General features: G+C 69.8%; 16 protein-coding genes and 2 tRNA genes. 10 read left to right on the top strand and 8 right to left on the bottom strand.

Annotation, left to right across the window (positions count from 1 at the left end; genetic code table 11):
- Positions 1-39 precede the first annotated feature (39 nt).
- From mreC to ACSBPG_RS06685, 5 genes are all read left to right on the top strand, one after another.
- Positions 40-927: a rod shape-determining protein MreC gene (gene mreC, locus ACSBPG_RS06705; protein ID WP_435536354.1), complete on the top strand. Its 888-nt coding sequence runs from the start codon at positions 40-42 to the stop codon at positions 925-927.
- On the top strand, positions 924-1436 hold the full coding sequence (gene mreD / locus ACSBPG_RS06700; RefSeq protein WP_435536519.1) for a rod shape-determining protein MreD: 513 nt from the start codon (positions 924-926) through the stop codon (positions 1434-1436). Before mreC ends, mreD begins: the two co-directional genes overlap by 4 nt.
- A 40-nt stretch (positions 1437-1476) precedes the next feature.
- A complete protein-coding gene (gene mrdA, locus ACSBPG_RS06695) occupies positions 1477-3351 on the top strand; it encodes a penicillin-binding protein 2 (protein WP_435536353.1) in 1875 nt (624 codons plus the stop codon).
- Positions 3352-3462: 111 nt separating this feature from the next.
- Positions 3463-3538 (top strand) — tRNA-Lys (locus ACSBPG_RS06690).
- A 38-nt stretch (positions 3539-3576) separates the two neighbouring features.
- Positions 3577-3652: transfer RNA gene (locus tag ACSBPG_RS06685), tRNA-Lys, on the top strand.
- A gap of 120 nt (positions 3653-3772) precedes the next feature.
- Here the strand turns inward: ACSBPG_RS06685 and gcvA are convergent.
- Positions 3773-4657, bottom strand: a complete 885-nt coding sequence (gcvA, locus tag ACSBPG_RS06680) for a transcriptional regulator GcvA (RefSeq protein WP_435536352.1) — start codon at positions 4655-4657, stop codon at positions 3773-3775.
- A 151-nt stretch (positions 4658-4808) separates the two neighbouring features.
- Here gcvA and ACSBPG_RS06675 point away from each other — a divergent pair, with 151 nt between their 5' ends.
- Positions 4809-5306, top strand: coding sequence for a DMT family transporter (locus ACSBPG_RS06675; protein ID WP_435536351.1), 498 nt, complete (start codon positions 4809-4811; stop codon positions 5304-5306).
- A 72-nt stretch (positions 5307-5378) separates the two neighbouring features.
- On the opposite strand, the gene ACSBPG_RS06670 is transcribed toward ACSBPG_RS06675, so the two are convergent.
- A complete protein-coding gene (locus ACSBPG_RS06670) occupies positions 5379-6098 on the bottom strand; it encodes an SDR family oxidoreductase (protein ID WP_435536350.1) in 720 nt (239 codons plus the stop codon).
- 134 nt (positions 6099-6232) lie between these two features.
- Between ACSBPG_RS06670 and ACSBPG_RS06665 the strand changes: the two genes are divergently transcribed.
- Positions 6233-7156 (top strand): LysR family transcriptional regulator, encoded by a 924-nt coding sequence (locus ACSBPG_RS06665; RefSeq protein ID WP_435536349.1) that lies wholly within the window; start codon positions 6233-6235, stop codon positions 7154-7156.
- Positions 7157-7202: 46 nt separating this feature from the next.
- Here the strand turns inward: ACSBPG_RS06665 and ACSBPG_RS06660 are convergent, their stop codons facing one another.
- Positions 7203-8432, bottom strand: a complete 1230-nt coding sequence (locus ACSBPG_RS06660; protein WP_435536348.1) for an MFS transporter — start codon at positions 8430-8432, stop codon at positions 7203-7205.
- Positions 8433-9376: 944 nt separating this feature from the next.
- On the opposite strand from ACSBPG_RS06660, the gene ACSBPG_RS06655 reads away from it, so the two are divergent.
- From ACSBPG_RS06655 to ACSBPG_RS06645, 3 genes are all read left to right on the top strand, one after another.
- On the top strand, positions 9377-10618 hold the full coding sequence (locus ACSBPG_RS06655) for a sensor histidine kinase (RefSeq protein ID WP_435536347.1): 1242 nt from the start codon (positions 9377-9379) through the stop codon (positions 10616-10618).
- A gap of 104 nt (positions 10619-10722) precedes the next feature.
- Complete coding sequence (locus ACSBPG_RS06650; protein ID WP_435536346.1) at positions 10723-12183, top strand: RAD55 family ATPase; 1461 nt, start codon at positions 10723-10725, stop codon at positions 12181-12183.
- A gap of 9 nt (positions 12184-12192) precedes the next feature.
- Positions 12193-12591: a response regulator gene (locus ACSBPG_RS06645; RefSeq protein ID WP_435536345.1), complete on the top strand. Its 399-nt coding sequence runs from the start codon at positions 12193-12195 to the stop codon at positions 12589-12591.
- Between the two features lie 533 nt (positions 12592-13124).
- Here the strand turns inward: ACSBPG_RS06645 and ACSBPG_RS06640 are convergent.
- From ACSBPG_RS06640 to ACSBPG_RS06620, 5 genes are all read right to left on the bottom strand, one after another.
- Entirely contained in the window at positions 13125-14570 is a 1446-nt protein-coding gene (locus ACSBPG_RS06640) for a M10 family metallopeptidase (protein ID WP_435536344.1), read from the bottom strand.
- 237 nt (positions 14571-14807) lie between these two features.
- The gene (locus ACSBPG_RS06635) at positions 14808-14981 is read right to left on the bottom strand and encodes a hypothetical protein (protein WP_435536343.1); all 174 of its coding nucleotides are present in this window, start codon (positions 14979-14981) and stop codon (positions 14808-14810) included.
- Between the two features lie 237 nt (positions 14982-15218).
- On the bottom strand, positions 15219-15563 hold the full coding sequence (gene sciP, locus ACSBPG_RS06630; RefSeq protein ID WP_435536342.1) for a CtrA inhibitor SciP: 345 nt from the start codon (positions 15561-15563) through the stop codon (positions 15219-15221).
- Positions 15564-15779: 216 nt separating this feature from the next.
- Positions 15780-16526 carry a flagellar hook assembly protein FlgD gene (locus ACSBPG_RS06625; protein ID WP_435536341.1) on the bottom strand — a complete coding sequence of 249 codons (747 nt, stop codon included), beginning with the start codon at positions 16524-16526 and terminating at the stop codon, positions 15780-15782.
- A gap of 63 nt (positions 16527-16589) precedes the next feature.
- Positions 16590-18404, bottom strand: a complete 1815-nt coding sequence (locus tag ACSBPG_RS06620) for a flagellar hook-length control protein FliK (RefSeq protein WP_435536340.1) — start codon at positions 18402-18404, stop codon at positions 16590-16592.
- Positions 18405-18638: the final 234 nt, after the last annotated feature.

Here is an 18638-nt window from a genome sequence, read left to right as displayed (position 1 = left end):
AAGATCAGAGGAGGCCGCATTCCTGGACGGGATCATCCAGTGAAGCCACGAACCTCCGGATCCGTTGTGCGTCTTGCGGCACCGCTGCGGGCCCTGGCCCAGCGTTTTTCTTTCCTTCTCCTTCTGCTCGCCTCGGTGGCGCTGATGATGACGGGGAAGGTGGACGCGGTGTTCGTCGACAATCTGCGCACCCGCGTGACCGACGCCTTCGCGCCGATCCTCGAGGCGCTGTCGCGGCCCGCCGCGACGGCGGCGCGGGCGGTGGAATCCGTCGTCGAGATCCAGAACGTCTTCGAGGAGAACCAGCGCCTGCGCGCCGAGAACGCCCGCCTCCTGCAATGGAAGCAGGCGGCGCTGCGGCTGGAGAGCGAGAACAACAGCCTGCGCGGGCTGCTCCGCTTCGCCCCGGAGCCGTCGGCGTCCTACATCTCGGCGCGGGTGATCGCCTCGCCCGGCGGCTCGTTCTTCCGCACCCTGGTGGTCACCGCCGGGCGGCGCGACGGCGTCAAGAAGGGCCAGGCGGCGATCGCCGGCCCCGGCATGGTCGGCCGCGCCGTCGAGGTGGGCGAGTGGTCGTCGCGGGTGCTGCTGATCACCGACATCAACTCGCGCATCCCGGTGACCTTGGAGAGCTCGCGCCTGCGCGCGGTGCTGGCCGGCGACAACACCGACCAGCCCAAGCTCATGTACCTGCCGCCGGAGGCGCCGGTGGCGACGGGCGAGCGGGTCGTCACCTCGGGCCACGGCGGCCTGTTCCCGCCGGGCATCCCGATCGGCGTCGTCGCCTCGGTGGGCGAGCGGGGCGTCAAGGTCACGCCCATCGCCGACCTGTCGCGCGTCGAGCATCTGCGGCTGGTGGAGTTCGGCACGCCGGCGGCGACCGACGCCTCGGGCGGCGGCATGGAAGGTCCGGCCGAGTGGAAATGACGCTCACCCTGTGGCAGCGTCTCGACAAGGCAGGCCGCAACCTGGCGCCGTTCGCGGTGACGGTGATGCTGGTGCTGGCCGGCATGGTGCCGCTGCACATCCCGGCCTTCAGCCAGGTGGCACCGGCGCTGACCCTGATGTCGGTGCACTACTGGGCGATCCACCGGCCCGACCTGCTGCGCCCCTCGGCGGTGTTCGCCATCGGCCTGCTGCAGGACCTGCTGAGCGGGGCGCCGCTAGGCATGAACGCGCTGGTGCTGGTGTCCGCCTACTGGCTGGTGCTGAGCCAGCGCCGCTTCTTCCTTGCCAGCACCTTCGCGCTGATGTGGTTCGGCTTCGCCACGGTGGCCCTGGGGGCGGCGGTGGTGCAGTGGGCGGCCTTGAGCGCCTACTACGCGACGCCGCTGCCGTTCGAGGCGTCGTTCTTCCAGGCGCTTTTGACCCTGATCCTGTTCCCGGTGTTCGCGTGGCTGTTCATCCGCATCCACCGCGCCTTCCTGCAGCCGTGAACGCCGGGGAGGGAACCGCGCCGTGAAGGGAAGCTCGTCGATGGACCGCGACACCGACCGCTACCGCAGCCTGACCCGGCGCACCCTGGTGCTGGGCGGGCTGAAGGTCGGCCTGATGTCGACGCTGGTCGGCCGGCTCTACTACCTCCAGGTCGTCGAGTCCCAGAAATACACCATGCTGGCCGAGGAGAACCGCATCAGCCTGCGGCTGGTGGCGCCCTCGCGCGGGCCGATCGTCGACCGCTTCGGCATCCCGCTCGCCATCAACCAGCAGAACTACCGCGTCGTCGTCGTCGCCGAGCGCACCCCCAACGTCTCGCACACCCTGGACAAGATCGCCCAGATCGTGCCGCTGACCGAGGCCGACCGCCGGCGCGTCCTGCGCGAGATCCAGAAGAAGCGGCGCTACGTCCCCGTCACGGTGCGCGAGAACCTGACCTGGGAGCAGGTCGCCACCATCGAGCTGAACACGCCCGACCTGCCCGGCGTCTCCATCGAGGTCGGCGAGATCCGCTATTACCCCTACGCCGATTCCATCGCCCACGTGCTGGGCTACGTGGGGGCGGTGTCGGAGTCGGAGCTGAACGGCGACCCCGTGCTGTCGCTGCCCGGCTTCCGCATCGGCAAGAGCGGCATGGAGAAGTACCACGAGAAGGCGCTGCGCGGCACCGCCGGCACCAGCCAGCTCGAGGTCAACGCCGTCGGCCGGGTGATCCGCGAGCTGTCGCGCGACGAGGGGCAGCCGGGCCGCGAGGTGCAGCTCACCGTCGACATCGGCCTGCAGCAGTTCGTGCAGGCGCGGCTGTCGCAGGAGCAGAGCGCGGCTTGCGTGGTGATGGACGTGCACACCGGCGGCATCTACGCCCTGGCCTCGCACCCCAGCTACGACCCCAACCAGTTCCCCATGGGCATCAGCGCCGAGCTGTGGGAGGAGCTGCTCGCCAACCCCACCAACCCGCTCTCCAACAAGGCGGTGGCCGGGCAGTACGCGCCGGGCTCCACCTACAAGACGGTGGTGGCGCTGGCGGCCCTGGAGTCCGGGCTGATCAGCCCGCGCCACACCGCCTTCTGCCCCGGCCACATGGACCTCGGCGACCACCGCTTCCACTGCTGGAAGCGCGGCGGCCACGGCACCGTCGACATGGTGGGGGCGCTGCGCCATTCCTGCGACGTCTTCTTCTACGACATCGCCCGGCGCATCGGCATCGACCGCATCGCCGAGATGTCGAACCGCTTCGGCCTCGGCCAGCCGCTCGGCCTCGACCTGCCCCACGAGCGGCCGGGGCTGATCCCGACGCGGGACTGGAAGCTGGGGCAGATCGGCTCGTCCTGGCAGCCCGGCGAGACCCTGGTGGCGTCGATCGGCCAGGGCTACGTGCTGACGACGCCGCTGCAGCTGGCGGTCATGACGGCGCGCCTCGCCAACGGCGGCTACGCCGTCAAGCCGCACCTGACCAAGCAGATCAAGCTGGGGCCGCACGAGCAGACGACCTGGCCGGCGATCGGCGTCAAGAAGGAGAACCTCGACGTCGTGCTGCGCGGCATGTACGAGGTCTCCAACAGCGCCAACGGCACCGCCTACCGCGCCCGCATCACCGAGGCGGGCTACGAGCTGGCGGGCAAGACCGGCACCGCCCAGGTGCGCCGCATCACCATGGCCGAGCGCGCCGGCGGCGTCCTGAAGAACGAGCAGCTCCCCTGGCGCGAGCGCGACCACGCCCTGTTCATCGCCTACGCCCCGGTGCAGGCGCCGCGCTACGCCTGTTCGGTGATCGTCGAGCACGGCGGCGGCGGCTCGGCGGTGGCGGCGCCGATCGCCCGCGACATCCTGCTGGAATGCCAGAAGCGCGACCCCGGCCGCGCCACCGTCGCCGACGCGCCGCGGCCGATCGGCCTGCCCGGCACGCCGGGCTGAGCGCGGCGGAAAAAGCCGCGCCGCGCGAGTTTTGCTGTCGACAAGCGGTAACCGCTTCGCTATAACGCGGGCCTCGCCGGTCGGGACGTCTGGACCGATCGGGTCGGGGAAGGGTGCATAGCTCAGTTGGTAGAGCAGCTGACTCTTAATCAGCGGGTCCAAGGTTCGAGTCCTTGTGCACCCACCAACTTCCCGGGCCAGGACGAGACCCACGGTGGCGACATCGGGTGCATAGCTCAGTTGGTAGAGCAGCTGACTCTTAATCAGCGGGTCCAAGGTTCGAGTCCTTGTGCACCCACCATCGCCATCCCAAGCGGATCGACGCTTTCGCGAAGCCCGGCCCTCCAGCCGGGCTTCTCGCGTTGGGGCGGCGCGCGGTCGGCTTGACGCCGCGGCCTACCCACGTGGCCGAGCCGCAGGCTCAGGCCGCGGCTTCCGCCAGCAGCCAGTCGCGAAACACGGCGACGGGCTCGCGGTCGAGCGCGCCCGGGGGATAGACCAGGTGGTAGGCGAGGTCGCTTGCGCAGCCCTGCGGGAAGGGCGCGACGAGGCGCCCGTCCGCCAGTTCCTGCCGGACCATCGAGCGGCGCACGAGCGCCACGCCGCAGCCGGCCTTGGCAGCGTCGGCGGCGCCGGCGCCGTCCACGAAAACCGGCCCGGCCGACGCGTCGATGTCCGGCGCTCCGGCGGCGGCCAGCCAGAGCGCCCAATCGTGGCGATGCTCATCGTGCAGCAAGGTGACACGACCGAGATCGGCCGCGGCCGCGAACGGCCCCGCGTCCTGCGCGAACCGGGGGCTGCACACCGGGGTCAAGTCGTCATCGACGAGGCGTTCGCTGATCAGGCCGGGATCACGGCCGAAGCCGTGACGGACGGCGCAGTCGATGCGATCCCGCGCGAAATCCATGATGCGGTTCGATGCGCTGATGCGCACGTCGACATGGGGATGCAGGCTCTCGAACCTCGAGAGGCGCGGCAGAAGCCACTGGCTCGCGAAGCCGGACGTGCAGCTCACGGTCAGCACGGCCGGACCAGGCCGGGCCCTGACCTGCGCCGAAGCCTCGCGCAGCATCCTGAAGGCGCTCCGCACGGCGGGGAACAGCCGCGCCCCCTCGTCCGTCAGGGCGATGTGGCGTGTCTTTCGGGTGAAGAGCGGGGTGCCGAGATGCCGTTCCAGTTCCTTGATCTGCTGGCTGACCGCGCCCGCGGTGACGTGCAGTTCCTCGGCGGCCAGCGACATGCTGCCGTGCCGGGCGGCGGCCTCGAACGCCCGCAGCGCGTTCAACGGCGGAAGCGACCCGCCCATGGTTTAGATTTCCTCGATCATTTTGAGAGAACGTCTCGCTTGTTGCCGCGCTTCCTCAAGCAGTAATTCTGCAGCGCGGGCGCCAGAAGTCCGCTCGGCGATGCAGATTTTTTAATGTACGGCGAGAATGGAAACGTCACAACAGCCATCCATGGGGACCGTCGACTGGGCGCTGCTGCTCCTGCTTTCGGTGCTGTGGGGCGGGTCGTTCTTCTTCTCGAAAGTGGCGCTGCACGATCTGCCGCCGCTCACGGTAGTCCTGTTCCGGGTCTCGCTGGCGGCGCTGGCGCTGTTCGTCTATCTCCGCGCCACCGGGCAGCACATCCCCGGGACACGCCTCGTCTGGGGGGCGTTCTTCGGCATGGGGGTGCTGAACAACATCGTTCCGTTCAGCCTCCTGTTCTGGGGGCAGACCCAGATCGCCAGCGGGCTCGCGTCGATCCTGAACGCGACGACGCCGGTCTTCGCCATCGTCGTCACGCGGCTTCTCGCCCCCGACACCGAACTGACGGCCAACCGCATGGCCGGGGTGGGCCTCGGCGTCGCGGGCGTCGGAGCGGGCGTGACGGCCGCCCTCCTGCGCCGGAGCGGCATCGCGGTTTTTGCAGAGGCAGAGATCGACGCGCTGCTGTCCCGCCTCCCGGACTGACGTTGACGCCGTCCAGCACCAAGCTCTTCCTCTTCGGCGCCGGTCAGGCCCGCCGTACCGCCCCGTCGCCGGTCACCACGGCACGGTCCGGCCGAGATAGTCGAGATACTCCAGGCCCGGCCGTCCCCGCTTGGCGAGCAGCACGTTCACCAGGTTGGGAACGCTCTCCTCGATGGAGAGCCGGGCCTCCGGACCGCCGAGCGCGGTGCGCACCCAGCCCGGAGCCATCAATACCATCGGGCGCGACGTCCCGGCCCGGCGGGCCGCGAAGCTTCGCATGAACATGTTGAGCGCCGCCTTGCTGCCGCGATAGACCTCGCGCTGGCCGGTCTCGTTGTTGCCGACGCTTCCCTGGCCGGACGACATCACGCCGATCAACCCCGTCGCCGACACGTTGCCCTCCAGGCTCTCGATGACGCGCATCGGGCTCAGGGCGTTGGTGATCATGACGTGGACGAAATCGTCGGTGGAGACCTCGCCGATCGTCTGCGTCGGGTCCCGGTTGGCCGTGCCGGCGTTGACGAACAGCATGTCGAACACCCGGCCGGACAGGCGCTCGCGCAGCGCCGCGATCTGGTCGGGCCGGCAGATGTCCAGGGTCTCGATCTCGACCCGGCCGGGGTGCTCGTCGGCCAGGTCGTGCAGCAGGGTCCGGGTTGCGCCGCCGCGCACCGTGCCGACGACGGTCCATCCCTTCTTCAGGAACTCGGCCGCGATGGCATGGCCGAGGCCGCGGGACGCACCGACGAGCAGAAGGGAGGGGCAGGACGGACGGGCTTCGTGAGAGGGCATGGGCTTGGCGCTTTCGCTGAGGGGTCCGGTCCCCACTGTGGCGCGCCGCACCGGCTTGCGCCAGACGCACAGGATGCAATAGATGTTTGCATCGAACGCCATGCCTGGGCGGGCTTGCGGAGTGTCCCGAGGCCATGCGGACCGTGGATCTGAACCTTCTCCTCTCGCTGGACGCGCTGCTCGCCGAGCGCAGCGTGACCGGAGCGGCGCGCCGGCTCGGCCTGAGCCCCTCCGCCATGAGCCGGACGCTGGCCCGGCTCCGCGCGGCGACGGGGGATCCGCTGCTCGTGCAGGCCGGCCGTGCCCTCGCCCCCACGCCCTACGCCGAAGAGCTGAGCGGGCGCGTCCATGCGATCACCCGGGACGCGCAGGCGGTCCTGCGGCCCAGCGCCGGCCGGCTGGACCTCGCTTCGCTCGACCGGACCTTCACGGTCCGCGCCGGCGAGGGGTTCGTCGAGCTCGTGTCCGCGCCGCTGGCGGCGGCGGTCACCGCGGCGGCACCGCACGTCCGCCTCCGCTTCGTGCCGAAGCCCGACAAGGACGCGCAGCCGCTTCGCGACGGGCTGATCGACCTGGAGATCGGCGTGCTCGGCACCGCGGCGCCGGAACTGCGCACCCACCTGCTTCTCCGGGACCGCTTCGTCGGCGTCGTCCGGACCGGCCATCCGCTTCTCGGAAGCGACGGGGTGACGCCGGAACGCTACGCGGCCTGCCGCCACGTCGTGGCGTCGCGGCGGGGGGAATTCCACGGGCCGGTCGACGACGCCCTGGACGCGTTGGGCCTGAAGCGGACGGTGTCCCTGGTGGTTCCGGCCTATCCCGACGCGATGCGGATCGCCCGCAGCTCGGACCTGGTGGCGCTCGTGCCGCGCTCGTGCCTCGGCAACGCCCTGGTCGCCGATCACGCCGCCGTCCTGGGGCTGGCGAGCTTCGAGTTGCCGGTCCCCACCCCCGGGTTCACCATATCCCTGATCTGGCACCCCCGCCTGGATGCCGATCCCGCCCACCGCTGGCTCCGCGACACCGTGGTGGCGGTGTGCAGGGAGGCCTACCGATGACGGTGCCCGCGAGGCGCCGCCGGCCGGGCGCGGCGCGCGGTGCGCCTCACCCGCCGGTGCGGGCGGGGCGGGACGCGGCCGTGGCGGCGAGTGCGGCGACCGCCACCGCCAGGGGCACGAACGAGACCCAGAGGACGCTATCCCAGCCGTAGGCCGTCAGCAGGCCGCCGGACGCGAAGGAACCCAAGGCCATCGTCCCGAACACGATGAAGTCGTTGAGCGACTGCACCCGTGTCCGCTCCTCGGCGCGATGGCACTCCAGCACGAGGGCCGACGCGCCGAGAAAGCCGAAGTTCCAGCCGACGCCCAGCAGGATCAGGCTCAGCCAGAAATGCGCCACGTCCACCCCCGCCAGCCCGGCCGCGGCGGAGGCGGCGATCAACGCCAGTCCGGCGGTCACCATGCGGGGGGCGCCGAAGCGCGCGATCAGCCGCCCGGTGACGAAGCTCGGCGCGTACATCGCGATCACGTGCCACTGCAGACCGAGGTTGGACGCCTCCTGCGACAGGCCGCACAGCCGCATCGCCAGCGGAGCGGCGGTCATGATGAAGTTCATGAGCAGGTAGGAGACCAGCCCGCAGAGCACGGCGGTGACGAAGCGGGGCTGGCGCGCGATGGCGCCGATCGGCCGGCCGCCGGCGACCTCCGCGGCCGTCGGCATCGGCAGCCGGACGCCGAGCAGGACGAGGGCGGACACGGCGGCCACGGCGGCCTGCGCCAGGTAGGTGGCGGCGAACAGGTGCGGCGGCGACAGCTCCATCGTGAGGGTGACGAGCTGCGGGCCGATGACCCCGGCGAACACCCCGCCCGCCATGACGGCGGACATCGCCCGCGCACGCCGCTCCGGCGGCGCGCAGTCGGCGGCGGCGAAGCGGAAGGACAGGACCACCGCGGCGTACGCCCCGCCGAAGACCATCGCCGCGCAGAACAGCCAGAACGAACCGAGCACCACCGCCAGGGCCGACAGCAGGCCGACGAGGACGCCGCATCCGGTCCCCGCCAGGAACGCGGCGCGGCGACCGTGGCGCCGGGCGATGGTGCCGGCCGGCAAGGTGCACACCGCCATCCCCACCACGAAGACGGAGATCGGCAGCGTCGCCAGCGCCGGGCTGGGCGCGAGCGTGCTGCCGATGATGGCGCCCGTCGCGTACACGACCACCGCGTTGGCGCCGGCGAGCGCCTGCGCGATCGCCAGCCGCAGGACATTGGCCAGCTCGTGACCGTACGGGCGCGCGGACGGGAGCCCGGCCTCGGAGCTGGCGTCGGCTTCGGACATGGGATTCCTCTGGCTGTGCGTCGACCGTGCCGGCGCACCGTCGATTGGTTGGTCCCGCTGCGGCCGCTGGGGACGATCGATCCAGCCTTAGCGATGGTTCGTCATGAATGGAAATGGTTTGTTCTCATGACCGCATGAACGGGAGTTCGACTCTGCGCATTCAGGGTCCGTTGTCCCTTCAGGCACGGTTCCAGAGGATCGGTCCTTCGGTGATGAAGGCATGAGCCTCGTCGAGATCGAAGATGCCATCGTTGGGCGTCCCGCTGAGCGGCCCGGTGGCGGCGCTGAGGCGTCGGATGGAGTTGGGCCGCTGTTTCGCCGCATCGCCCGCGACGGGAAGCGGGTCCTAGCTGTCCGACAGGCTTGTTGCCCGCTCGGTGCAGGCCACGGCACTCGCCGCTGGCCTGCGGGGCGCCCTGCCGGAGGGTGAGCGCCGCCATCGCTTTGCCGGCCACTTCCCCGCGCGCCGGGCTAGCACCACCGCCAGGCGGAGGAGGGTTTCGCCCAGCGTCATCTCGGCCATGCCTCCGCCGAGATGACCCGGCGCTACCAGCGCCGCCGCGACCGCGTCCGCGTCAGTCTCGCGCGTGCGGCCGGATTGTAAGGCTGGTTCGAAGCAGGGTCAGCATCGTATCAGGACACCGTCCCGACCGTATTCCACCGGACGGAACCGGCTTTGGACAGCACGTGGTCCTCCACGAGAGACATTTTTTGGTTAGAAAATATTAACCATATAAGCCGATCTTGCCGAGAGCTCCGGTTATGCGAAACAGGGCGATGACGGCGACAGCCTCCCTGAGGCTGGCAGAGGCTTCCAACAGTTTGCACGAACCGTCGCGGCGAGCCGCGTTGTTGCGCGCCCCTGAACGATCCTGGGGGCCGCCATGCAGGCATTTTGTCGATGCGGCTGCCACAGTCCTCAGAACAAAGGGTGAAAAGCAGGCATGAGCGTCCTCCACATCGACCAGACAGATACGGCGTGCGTCCCCACAGAGGCTGAAACGGACAGACAGCTCACCCTGCTTGGCCGCTATCTGTCCTACGCCAAGACACTGGAAGACGTCATGGATTTGGTCATGGAGACCGCGCGCCACCTGCTCAGGGCCGACGGGATCACCTTCGTGCTGCGTGAGGGCGACCGCTGCCATTATGCGGACGAAAAAGCGATTTCCCCATTGTGGGCGGGCAAGCGGTTTGCCATGGACGACTGCATTTCCGGCTGGGTCATGCGGGCGGGCGAGGCGGTCAGCATCGACGACATCCGTCGCGACACCCGCATTCCTCAGGACGCCTACCAATCGACCTTCGTCCGCAGCATGGCTATGGCGCCGGTTCGCAAAGACGACCCTCTGGCGGCGTTGGGCGCCTACTGGCGTGACTGCCGGTCGGTTTCGGCCGCCGAGGTGGCGTTGCTTGAGCAGATTGCCGACGCCTGCGCTCTGGCCATCGCCAATCTGGGGCTTCGCCGCGACCGGGAACAGCTCCGCGCAGAGAAGGACGCGGCAGAGCGCGCCGGTCTTTCCCGCTCCCGCTTCATGGCGGCACTCAGCCACGACCTCCACCAGCCACTGCAGTCGCTGATGTTCCTGGCGAGCATTCTGGAGCGGCAAGTGGTCGACACGGTGGCGCATTCCACGGTCGGCCGTATCGACCAGGAACTGGCCTCAGTGCGCTCGATGCTCGACGATGTGCGGGCGCTGTCGAACCTGGAATGTGGCGGGGCAATCATCCGATCCAACGATGTCCGGATCGACGACGTCCTTCAGCGGGTCGAGACGCTGCAAGCCGGGCTCGCCCAGGCGAAGGGGCTGCGCTTGACAGTTGGCCGGTCGGATGCCCGAGTCAGCAGTGAACCGAACCTGTTGGCCCGGATGATCGGAGCGATCGTCGAAATGGCGGTCCGTTGTACCGATCAGGGCGAGGTTCGGGTCGGGTGCAGGAAGGACGCCGGCATGTTGGAAATGATCGTGGAAGGCGCCGGGCCGGGAGTGCCACCGGATGGGCTCGACCTCCTGGAGACGATCGGGACACAAGAGGCGGCAGGGCGTCGTCATCCGCTGGCGTTGCGCTTGGTCATCATCAAGAGCCTGGGTGCCATGCTCGGCCATGGCGTCGAGGTGTGTTCCCGGGCGGGTGATGGTATCCGCTTCACGGTCACCGTGCCCTTGACCGACGGGAGACCATAAGACCTTTGATTCGACTCATTGATTGGACCGGAGTTGATTTTGGTTTAGAACCTTAATCGGTTGAAAAAACGCATTTAGGTTGCATTGACGACGAGGGGCATGGGGTGGCTGTGACGACCGAACCAAGTGCGTTGAAGCGCTTGCCCACCGGGGTGCCGGGACTGGACAGAATCCTGCACGGTGGCTTTCCAGTCGGATCGCTCTTCATCGTGCAAGGTTCCCCCGGCGCCGGAAAAACAGTACTCGCCAACCAGATCTGTTTCGAGCATGCCCGGCGCGGCGAGCAGGCCGTCTACGTGACCTTATTGGCGGAAAGTCACGATCGCCTGTTGAAGAATCTCAGCACCATGGATTTCTACGACGGCAACCAAGTGCCGTCGAACATCTATTATGTCAGCGGATTCGACCGGCTGGTGAGCGACGGCCTTCCCGGCATCCTCAACTTTATCGCGTCCGAGGCGAAGGCGCGCCAAGCGTCTCTGCTCGTGCTTGACGGGCTGTTCGTGCTGGAGGAGTCGGTTGAGTCCAGCCGCGACTTTCGCAAGTTCATCAATGACCTGTCCACACTCGCCAGCTTGATGGGCTGTACGGTCCTGTTGCTGACCAACAGCGCCCGCGAGCCATCCAGCCCCGAATACACGATGGTGGATGGCTGGATCGAGTTGAACGTGCGCTGCAGGGAATACCGGTCCTATCGCACCTTGACGGTCCATAAGGTCCGGGGCAGCGATTTCATTTCGGGTTTCCACCTCTTCACGATTGCGCAGAATGGCATCACGGTGATGCCGCGCTTCGAAAGGATAGAAGGGGAATCCGACGAGTTGGACGTGCCGCTGAAGCGCATAAGCACCGGTGTGCCCGAATTGGATCGGATGATCGGAGGTGGGGTCCCCTACGCCTCCACAACGCTGATGCTTGGTCCGACCGGGATTGGAAAGACATCCCTTGGCCTACATTTCATTTCCCAGTGCACACCTGCCCATCCAGGATTGATTTTCGGCTTCTACGAGAACGCGTCACGACTGAAACGACGCGCCCGCAACTACGGCATCGATCTCGACGGCTTGCTAAAGTCCGGCGCTGTTGAAATCGTCTGGCATCCGTCGACGGAAAATCTTCTGGACGATCTTGCCTACGAACTGTTGGCGGCCGTGCGGCACCGGAAGGTGGCGCGCCTGTTCGTGGACGGCATCGACGCCTTCGCACAGTCGATCATCTACAAGGATCGCCTGCCGTCGTTCCTGACCGCGATGACCAACACGCTGCGGGACGAGGGCGTGACGGCGCTGTACTCCATGGAGTTGCCGTTTTTGATGGGGGGTGAACATCGCGTTTCGCTCGGCAGCATTTCGGCGGTGGCGGAGAACATCGTGCTGCTGCGCTACGTCGAGAACGGCTCCCGTCTCCACCGCACGCTCTCCCTGGTGAAGGTTCGCGAAAGCGACTTCGACCCGTCGGTCCGCGAGTACCAGATCACGGAGCGCGGCATTCGGATCGGCGGCCGCATCTCCGCTCTGGCGAGCAATCCCGCCGGAACCGATCCCATCGTTCCTGACAGTCGGTAGGCGGGGGCGATGACAACGCAACCCTTCCCTGCTGGGCGCGGCCACGTCCTCGTTGTCGAGGACGAAACTGGCATCAGGACGGCGATGTCGCTGGTATTGGAAATGGAGGGCTATCAGGTTTCGCAGGCTGGCGACGGCCGCAAAGGCCTCCACTGCCTGCTGCAGACCGTTCCGGACCTTGTCATCACCGACTATATGATGCCTTCAATGAGCGGTCTGGAGATGATCCGGGAGATCCGGGCCAAAGAGGAATTCCGGGCGCTCCCGATCATCATGCTCACAGCCGCCTTTCCATCCGAGCCGGACTGCAAGACCCTTGTTGATGCATGCCTATCGAAGCCGGTGGATGTTCCGACCCTGGTCAGAACCATTCAGACCCTGCTCGACCGTCGAAACCCAAGCGACTGAAGGGCGGAGCCGCTGGGAACCTGTCCTGGAAGACGTTTAATCGTATGAATCGATTGTGATTCAAAGCGGCCTCCATGCCGGAGGTTCGACTGTGCGCATTCTGGGACGGTCGTTTTGCCGGGCGTGGATCCAGAAGGCTGGTTCTCCAGTGATGAAGGGGAGAGCCTCGTCGGGATCGAAGACGGCGCCGAAGACTCCAACCGGTCCCTGTGCGTCTCACCGCCGCCACAGGATTCCGCCCGCTCATCATCGCCGCAGGGTCGCAGGCGAGCGGCCGGCGCATCGGTACGTACCGCTGAGCGAGGGAGGAGCCGCGGTCACACGGTGGGTCTTGATGCCGCCACGCGGCCATGTACAAGCGGCGATCCGCTCCAGGACAGGGACGACATGCACCGGCATCGCGGTCGCGTCGGTGAAGGGCTGTTGGCCGGTCAACACCCGACACACTACAGGTGCCCCCATGGCACGCCCCGTCGTCCCGCCTCCCCGAAAGAACCGTTCCGGCTGATCGCGGCGTCCCCGCTTCCTCCGCCCTACACGAACCACCACGCCGCCACCTGGCCGGCGCCGATCCCCGCCAGGGTGACGCCGGCGCCGCCACCCAGGTCGATGAGCGCGCCGTCGGCGGTGGCGGCGACCGTCCAGCCCTGGCCGGGCGTCAGCTCCAGGCGGTCGCCGGCGGCGGCGTCGAAGTCGGTGACGGTGTCCCGGCCGCCGCCCGGGCCGAACTGGAAGCGGTCGGCCCCGGCGCCACCGGTCAGGCGGTCGTCGCCCCGGTTGCCGGCCAGCACGTCGTCGCCGGCACCGCCGTCCAGACCGTCGTCGCCCTGGCCGCCGAACAGGCTGTCGGCGCCGTCGCCGCCCCACAGCATGTCGGCGGCGAGGTTGCCGTAGAGGAGGTCGGCCCCGGCCCCGCCGCCGGCGGCGTCGAAGTCCTGGCCGCCGAACAGGGTGTCGTCGCCGTCGCCTCCCTCCAGGGAATCGGCGCCCCAGTTGCCGTAGACGACGTCGTCGCCGGCCAGGGCGCTGACGAGATCGTTGCCGGCGTTGCCGCGCAGCGCGTTGACGGCGGCGTTGCCGAACAGGGTGTCGGAACCGGAGCCGCCGTCGGCGTTCTCGATGACGGCGCCGAAGGCGATGGCGACGTTGGCCTCGCTGGGGCTGCCGCCGCGCTCGACGCCGATGCTGCTGAAATGGCCGTCGCGCAGGTCGACCCACAGGCCCAGCGTCTGGTTCGACAGGTCGAACGCGTCGACGCCGCCGCCGTCCCAGACGGTGAGCACCTGCTCCTCGCCGGCGCTGAAGCGGTAGACGTCGTCGCCGGCCCGGGTCGCGGTGTTGGCGCCGTAGAGGTACTGCACCGCGGCGACGTCGTAGAGCTGCGGCGTCGTCGGGTTGTAGCCGGTGGTCGGGTGGGCGTTGTAGGACATCACCGTGTACTGGTAATTGTCCTGCGCCGCCGGGAGATAGGGCGCCTCGTTGACGTCGTAGGGGCCCGGATGCTTGAGGCCGAGCGCGTGTCCCGTCTCGTGGATCAGGCGGCGGTAGGCGGTGAATCCGGGTGTCGGGTTGGCGTTGTCGGCGACCGCGTGGTTGAGATAGACGTCGCCGGCGCCGTTCCAATCGCGCCCGGGCGCGAAGGCGAAGCCCGCGGGGCCGGTGCCGGCGGTGCCGAAGGCGATGTCGCCGCCGCTCGCCACCTCCGTGAAGGTGACGTCGGCGACGTCCGACCACAGGCGCAGCGCCTCGCGCGCCGCCTCCATCTGCGCCTCGGACATCGGCCGGACGTCCTCGATCCCGTAGGCGGCGGCGTAGTCCGGGGCGGCCTGCAGGAAGCTGTAGGTCAGCGACACCGGCTGGCCGACGATGCCGGGCTCCGCCTGCCAGGTGTCGCCGCGCAGCCGGCCGTCCGGGTCCATCAGCAGGGCGTCGATGTGCTCCGGCAGGCCGGACGGGCGCGTTCCCGTCACCGCCGCCACGGCGAGGCTCCCGGCGCCCTCTCCGGCGCGACGGCGGGGTAGGGCGGGGGCGGCGGGGACGGGCCGGCGGCGGGCAGGGGCGGCATGGCGACTCCGGAGGACACGGCGGCGTCGGCAGGCATGTCCGGATCGGGCCTCCTATGGCCCGGCCTGGGCTGTCCTGCCGACGTCCGCGCAGCGTACCACAGGGAGGGCGCGCAGAGGGACCGCCGGGCCCGCCGGCCGGGCGCCGGACTCTCAATCCTTCTTCGGCACCAGGGTCAGCTTCACCAGCACGGCGCCGTTGACGGCGGTGAGCAGCACCACCAGCCAGACGGTCGCCACCGGGTCGACCAGCAGCGTGCCGACGAGGGCGCCGACGGTGAGGACGAGAAGGACGAGGGCGGTGAGGGTGTCGCCGGTGGATTCCATGGTTCCTCTCCCAAGGATGCGGGGATGTCTGTGGAACCATCCTTGCGGCATTCGCCGGACGGGGCATTGCGATCCGTCAGCGGTGCGATCCGTCAGCGGTCGCCGCCGCCCGCGTCGGAGGCCGTGCGGCCGTGGCCGGCATCGGCACGCCGTCGAGGCGTCACGCCCCGGCGGTGCGCCGCCTTTGTGAAAATTTCGAGACGAATCGGCGTGCCAAGGCCGCGTCCGCGGCGCCGTTCACTCCGCCGGGCCGTTCACCACCCGCGGCCGCTGCGGCGCGGCGGGCTCGTTGTTGCGGTAGTCCTGCAGCCGCGTGGCGCGCAGGCCGCGCATGCCGTGGCTGTCGATCAGCCGCTGCCAGGACAGGAACTCCTCGACCGAAAGGGTGTAGCGGCGGCATGCTTCCTCGAGGCTGATGAGGCCGGAGCGCACGCCCGCGACCACCTCCGCCTTGCGGCGCATCACCCAGCGCTTGGTGTCCGGCGGCGGCAGATCGTTTTCGCTCATGGGCCGGCCGATGGGACCGACGATCATCGCTCCACTGGAGCCATCGTCGCTCTGTTCGTGCTCGCGAGATGACATGCGCGGACGCTCCACCACTTCTCAGTACCGTTCAGCGCCGCGAGTGTAACCGCAGGCACTTAAAAAATGCCTAATCGATAGGGTTAATGCTTTATACGTGAAATAACATGACCACCCCGTGGATCGCTTCTGTCGGCGGCGTGCCGCCGGGGGCGGGGAGGGGCGCCGGGCGTTTCGCGCGGGGGCCGACCGACCGCCTCGCGCCGCTCGGCGGCGTCAGTGGATGCGCTTGATGCTCGACACCGGGATGTTGAGGTCCTCCGCCACGGCCAGCATCGGCTCGCCGTCCTTGGAGTAGTCGACGCCGGCGACGTAGCCGTAGGTCGTCGTCGTCGCCTTGATGATGTCGTCGGGCTTCTCGCCGCGCGGCGCCACGTTGATGCGGTAGTTGCCGGGCTGCACGGCGTTGCCCCGGTCGTCCTTGAAGTCCCAGGTCACCGTGTTGGGCTTGCCGGCGTCGGTGCCGCCGTTGAAGGAGCGGACGATGCGCCCGGCGGAGTCGAGGATGTCGACGCGCACCTCCTTGGCCGCGTGGTCCAGCTCGTAGGACAGCTCCGCCGTCTCCATCCCGGAGATGTAGGGGAAGGTGTCGCCCTCGTACTCGACGACCTTGCCGAGGTAGGAAAGGCCGCTGGCGGTGGCCGCGGTCTGCTGCGACTTGAGGAGCTTGTCCAGCCGGCTGTTGGTGGCGATGTTCTGCTCGACGTTGGCGAACTGCACCAGCTGGTTGGTCATCTCGTTGGTGTCCATCGGCTTCAGCGGGTCCTGGTTCTGCATCTGCGTGGTCAGCAGGCGCAGGAAGCTCTCGAAATTGTCGCCGAGGCCCTTGAGCGCGACGTCGGTCTTCTTCTCGTCCTCGGTCTTGGCGTCGGCCTTGTCCGAGGTCTTCGTCGTGCTGGTCTGCTTGGCCGTGCCGTAGGGATTGAGCGTGTACTGGCCGGAGGTGTCGGTGGTGAGGCTCATGGTCCGGGTCCTCTCGCGCGCCGCCGCGGCGGCTCGGGGGTCGTCAGGGGGTGGGGTCCGGGGTCAGACGCGGAAGTCGACCCGCCCGGGCGCCAGGGTCAGGGAATAGTGGGCGGCGGCTTCCGGAACGTCGTCGCCGCCACCGAAGCCGCGGCCGCGCCGCGCCGCGCCGCCGCGGCGGTCGTCGCCGCCGCCGTGCGCCGGCCCGCCGTCACCGCGCAGGTTGAAGCTGAGGCTGCCGGAGTCCGCCTTCAGGCCGGCGTCCTGCAGGGCGCGCTCCAGCGAGCGGGCGTCGCGCATCAGCAGTTCCAGCGTCTGCGGCTTGTCGGCCGCGACCACCGCGTGGACGCGGCCGTCGTGGGCGAACTCCAGCTTGATCTCGATGCGGCCGAGTTCGTCGGGGCGCAGGTTGATGGTGAACTGGTCGTTGCCGTCCCGGACGTTCTTCTGGACGTGCATCGAGATCTGGTCCGGCACGCCCATCGGCATGTTGGGATGGGCCCGCGTGGCGCGCAGATGGCTGAGCGACGCCGCCGGATCGGCCCCGTTCAGCCCGCGCACGCCGTCGAGCGGCAGGACGCCGGCCTGGCCGAGGTCGCCGGCGTGGGGGCCGGCGGCGCCGGGCCGGCCGGCCGCCGGGTCGGCATCGCCCGTCGCCGCGGTCCCGGCCGCCGGGGCCAGCGCGTCGAGCGTCTCCTTGGCCGCGGCGGCGGCGGTCCGGACCTCCGCGGCGGCGGCGGTCTGGGCCTGCGCCTGCGCCTGCTGCTGCTGGGCGTCGGGGTTGGTCTGGCCGTTGCCGGCGCCGTTGGCGGTGTTCTCCGCCGTCTTGCGGCTCGGCGCGCTGGCGATGTCCGCCAGGGAGTCCGGCAGATCGATCTCGTCGTCGTCCGGCAGCCGGTCCGCCGCGAGGTCGCCGGTCGCCGGGTCGGCGCTGCGCACCACCGCGCCGCCGCCGTCGGGCGCGGCGCCCTTGCCCGGCGCCGCGGCGGCTTCGCCGTCGGCCGCCGGGGCCGATACCGGCGTGGCGGCCGGCGCCGCGGCCAGCGTGCCGTCGGCCGCGCCGGGCGTGTCGCCCGCCGCCTCGGCCGGCGCGACGGCGTCGCCGTCCGTACGCTCGCCGTCGCTCTCCCCGGCCGCGGCGTCGGTCTGTCCGGCGCCGCCCGCGGGCACCGGCAGCGCCGCCTCGACCGCCGCCTCGACCGCCGCCTCGACCGCCGTGGCGGTGTCGGTGGCGGGGAGGGGGGGCGTGGCGGCGGCGTCGGTCGCTTCGGCCGGCGTCGCGCCGTCCGCGTCCTCGCCGGTCTCCGCGACGGCGTCGTCTCCGGCGGTCTCGGCCGACGCGTCCGCCTCGGCGGCGGCGTCGTCCGCGGCGGGCGCGGCGTCGGTCGCTTCGGCCGCCGCCGCACCGTCCTCGGCGCTCGCCTTGGCGCCCTCCTTGGCGCCTTCCTTGGCGGTGGTCCTGGCGTCGGCCTTGGTCCCGTCCCTGGTCTCCCCCTTGGCCGCGGAGCGGGCCGGCTCGCGCCCGGACTCCCCGGCCGGCGCGGCCTCGGCGCGATCGTCGCGTTGCGCCGCCGCACGGCGCACGTCGTCGCGGCTTTCGGCCGGCGGCGCGGCGTCCTCCGGCCGCGGCTCGCGGGCCGGGCGGGGGTCCGGCCGCTCGGCGGCGGGGCGGACGGAAGGGCGGACCGGCGCCCGCGCCGCCGCCGCCTCCCGCGCCGCCTCCCGGGCGTCGGCGGCGGCGGCGTCGCGCTTGCGCTCCGCGGCGTCCGCCATCAGTCGGTCCATCATCTTGGCGAACAGGTCGTCCGTGCCGGCCGTCGGGGCGGTCTGGCCGATGGCGTCGAGCGACGCGGACGGGAGAATGGACCGGATATCCATGGGACGCATTCCTGGCTGGGTGACCGCTCTTCCCTAAGCAAGTCCCGGGCCAACCGCCGGGCGGCCCGGCGCGCCGGAAATCCGCGGGAGAGCCGGCGGGCGGCGGCAATTCCCGCCGCGGGGCGGCAAATTTGGCCGGGGGTGCGGGCGTTCTTGCCGGGACCGCACAACGAAACGGGCCGCCCGTGGCGGCCCGTCGCGTCGGATCGGCAGGGGGCGCCGCAGGCGGCCCCG

Source organism: Azospirillum sp. ST 5-10 (genome assembly GCF_051225715.1).
Lineage (GTDB): Bacteria > Pseudomonadota > Alphaproteobacteria > Azospirillales > Azospirillaceae > Azospirillum.
The sequence above is the reverse complement of the archived record's forward strand: the minus strand, read 5'-3'. Positions and strand labels throughout refer to the sequence as shown.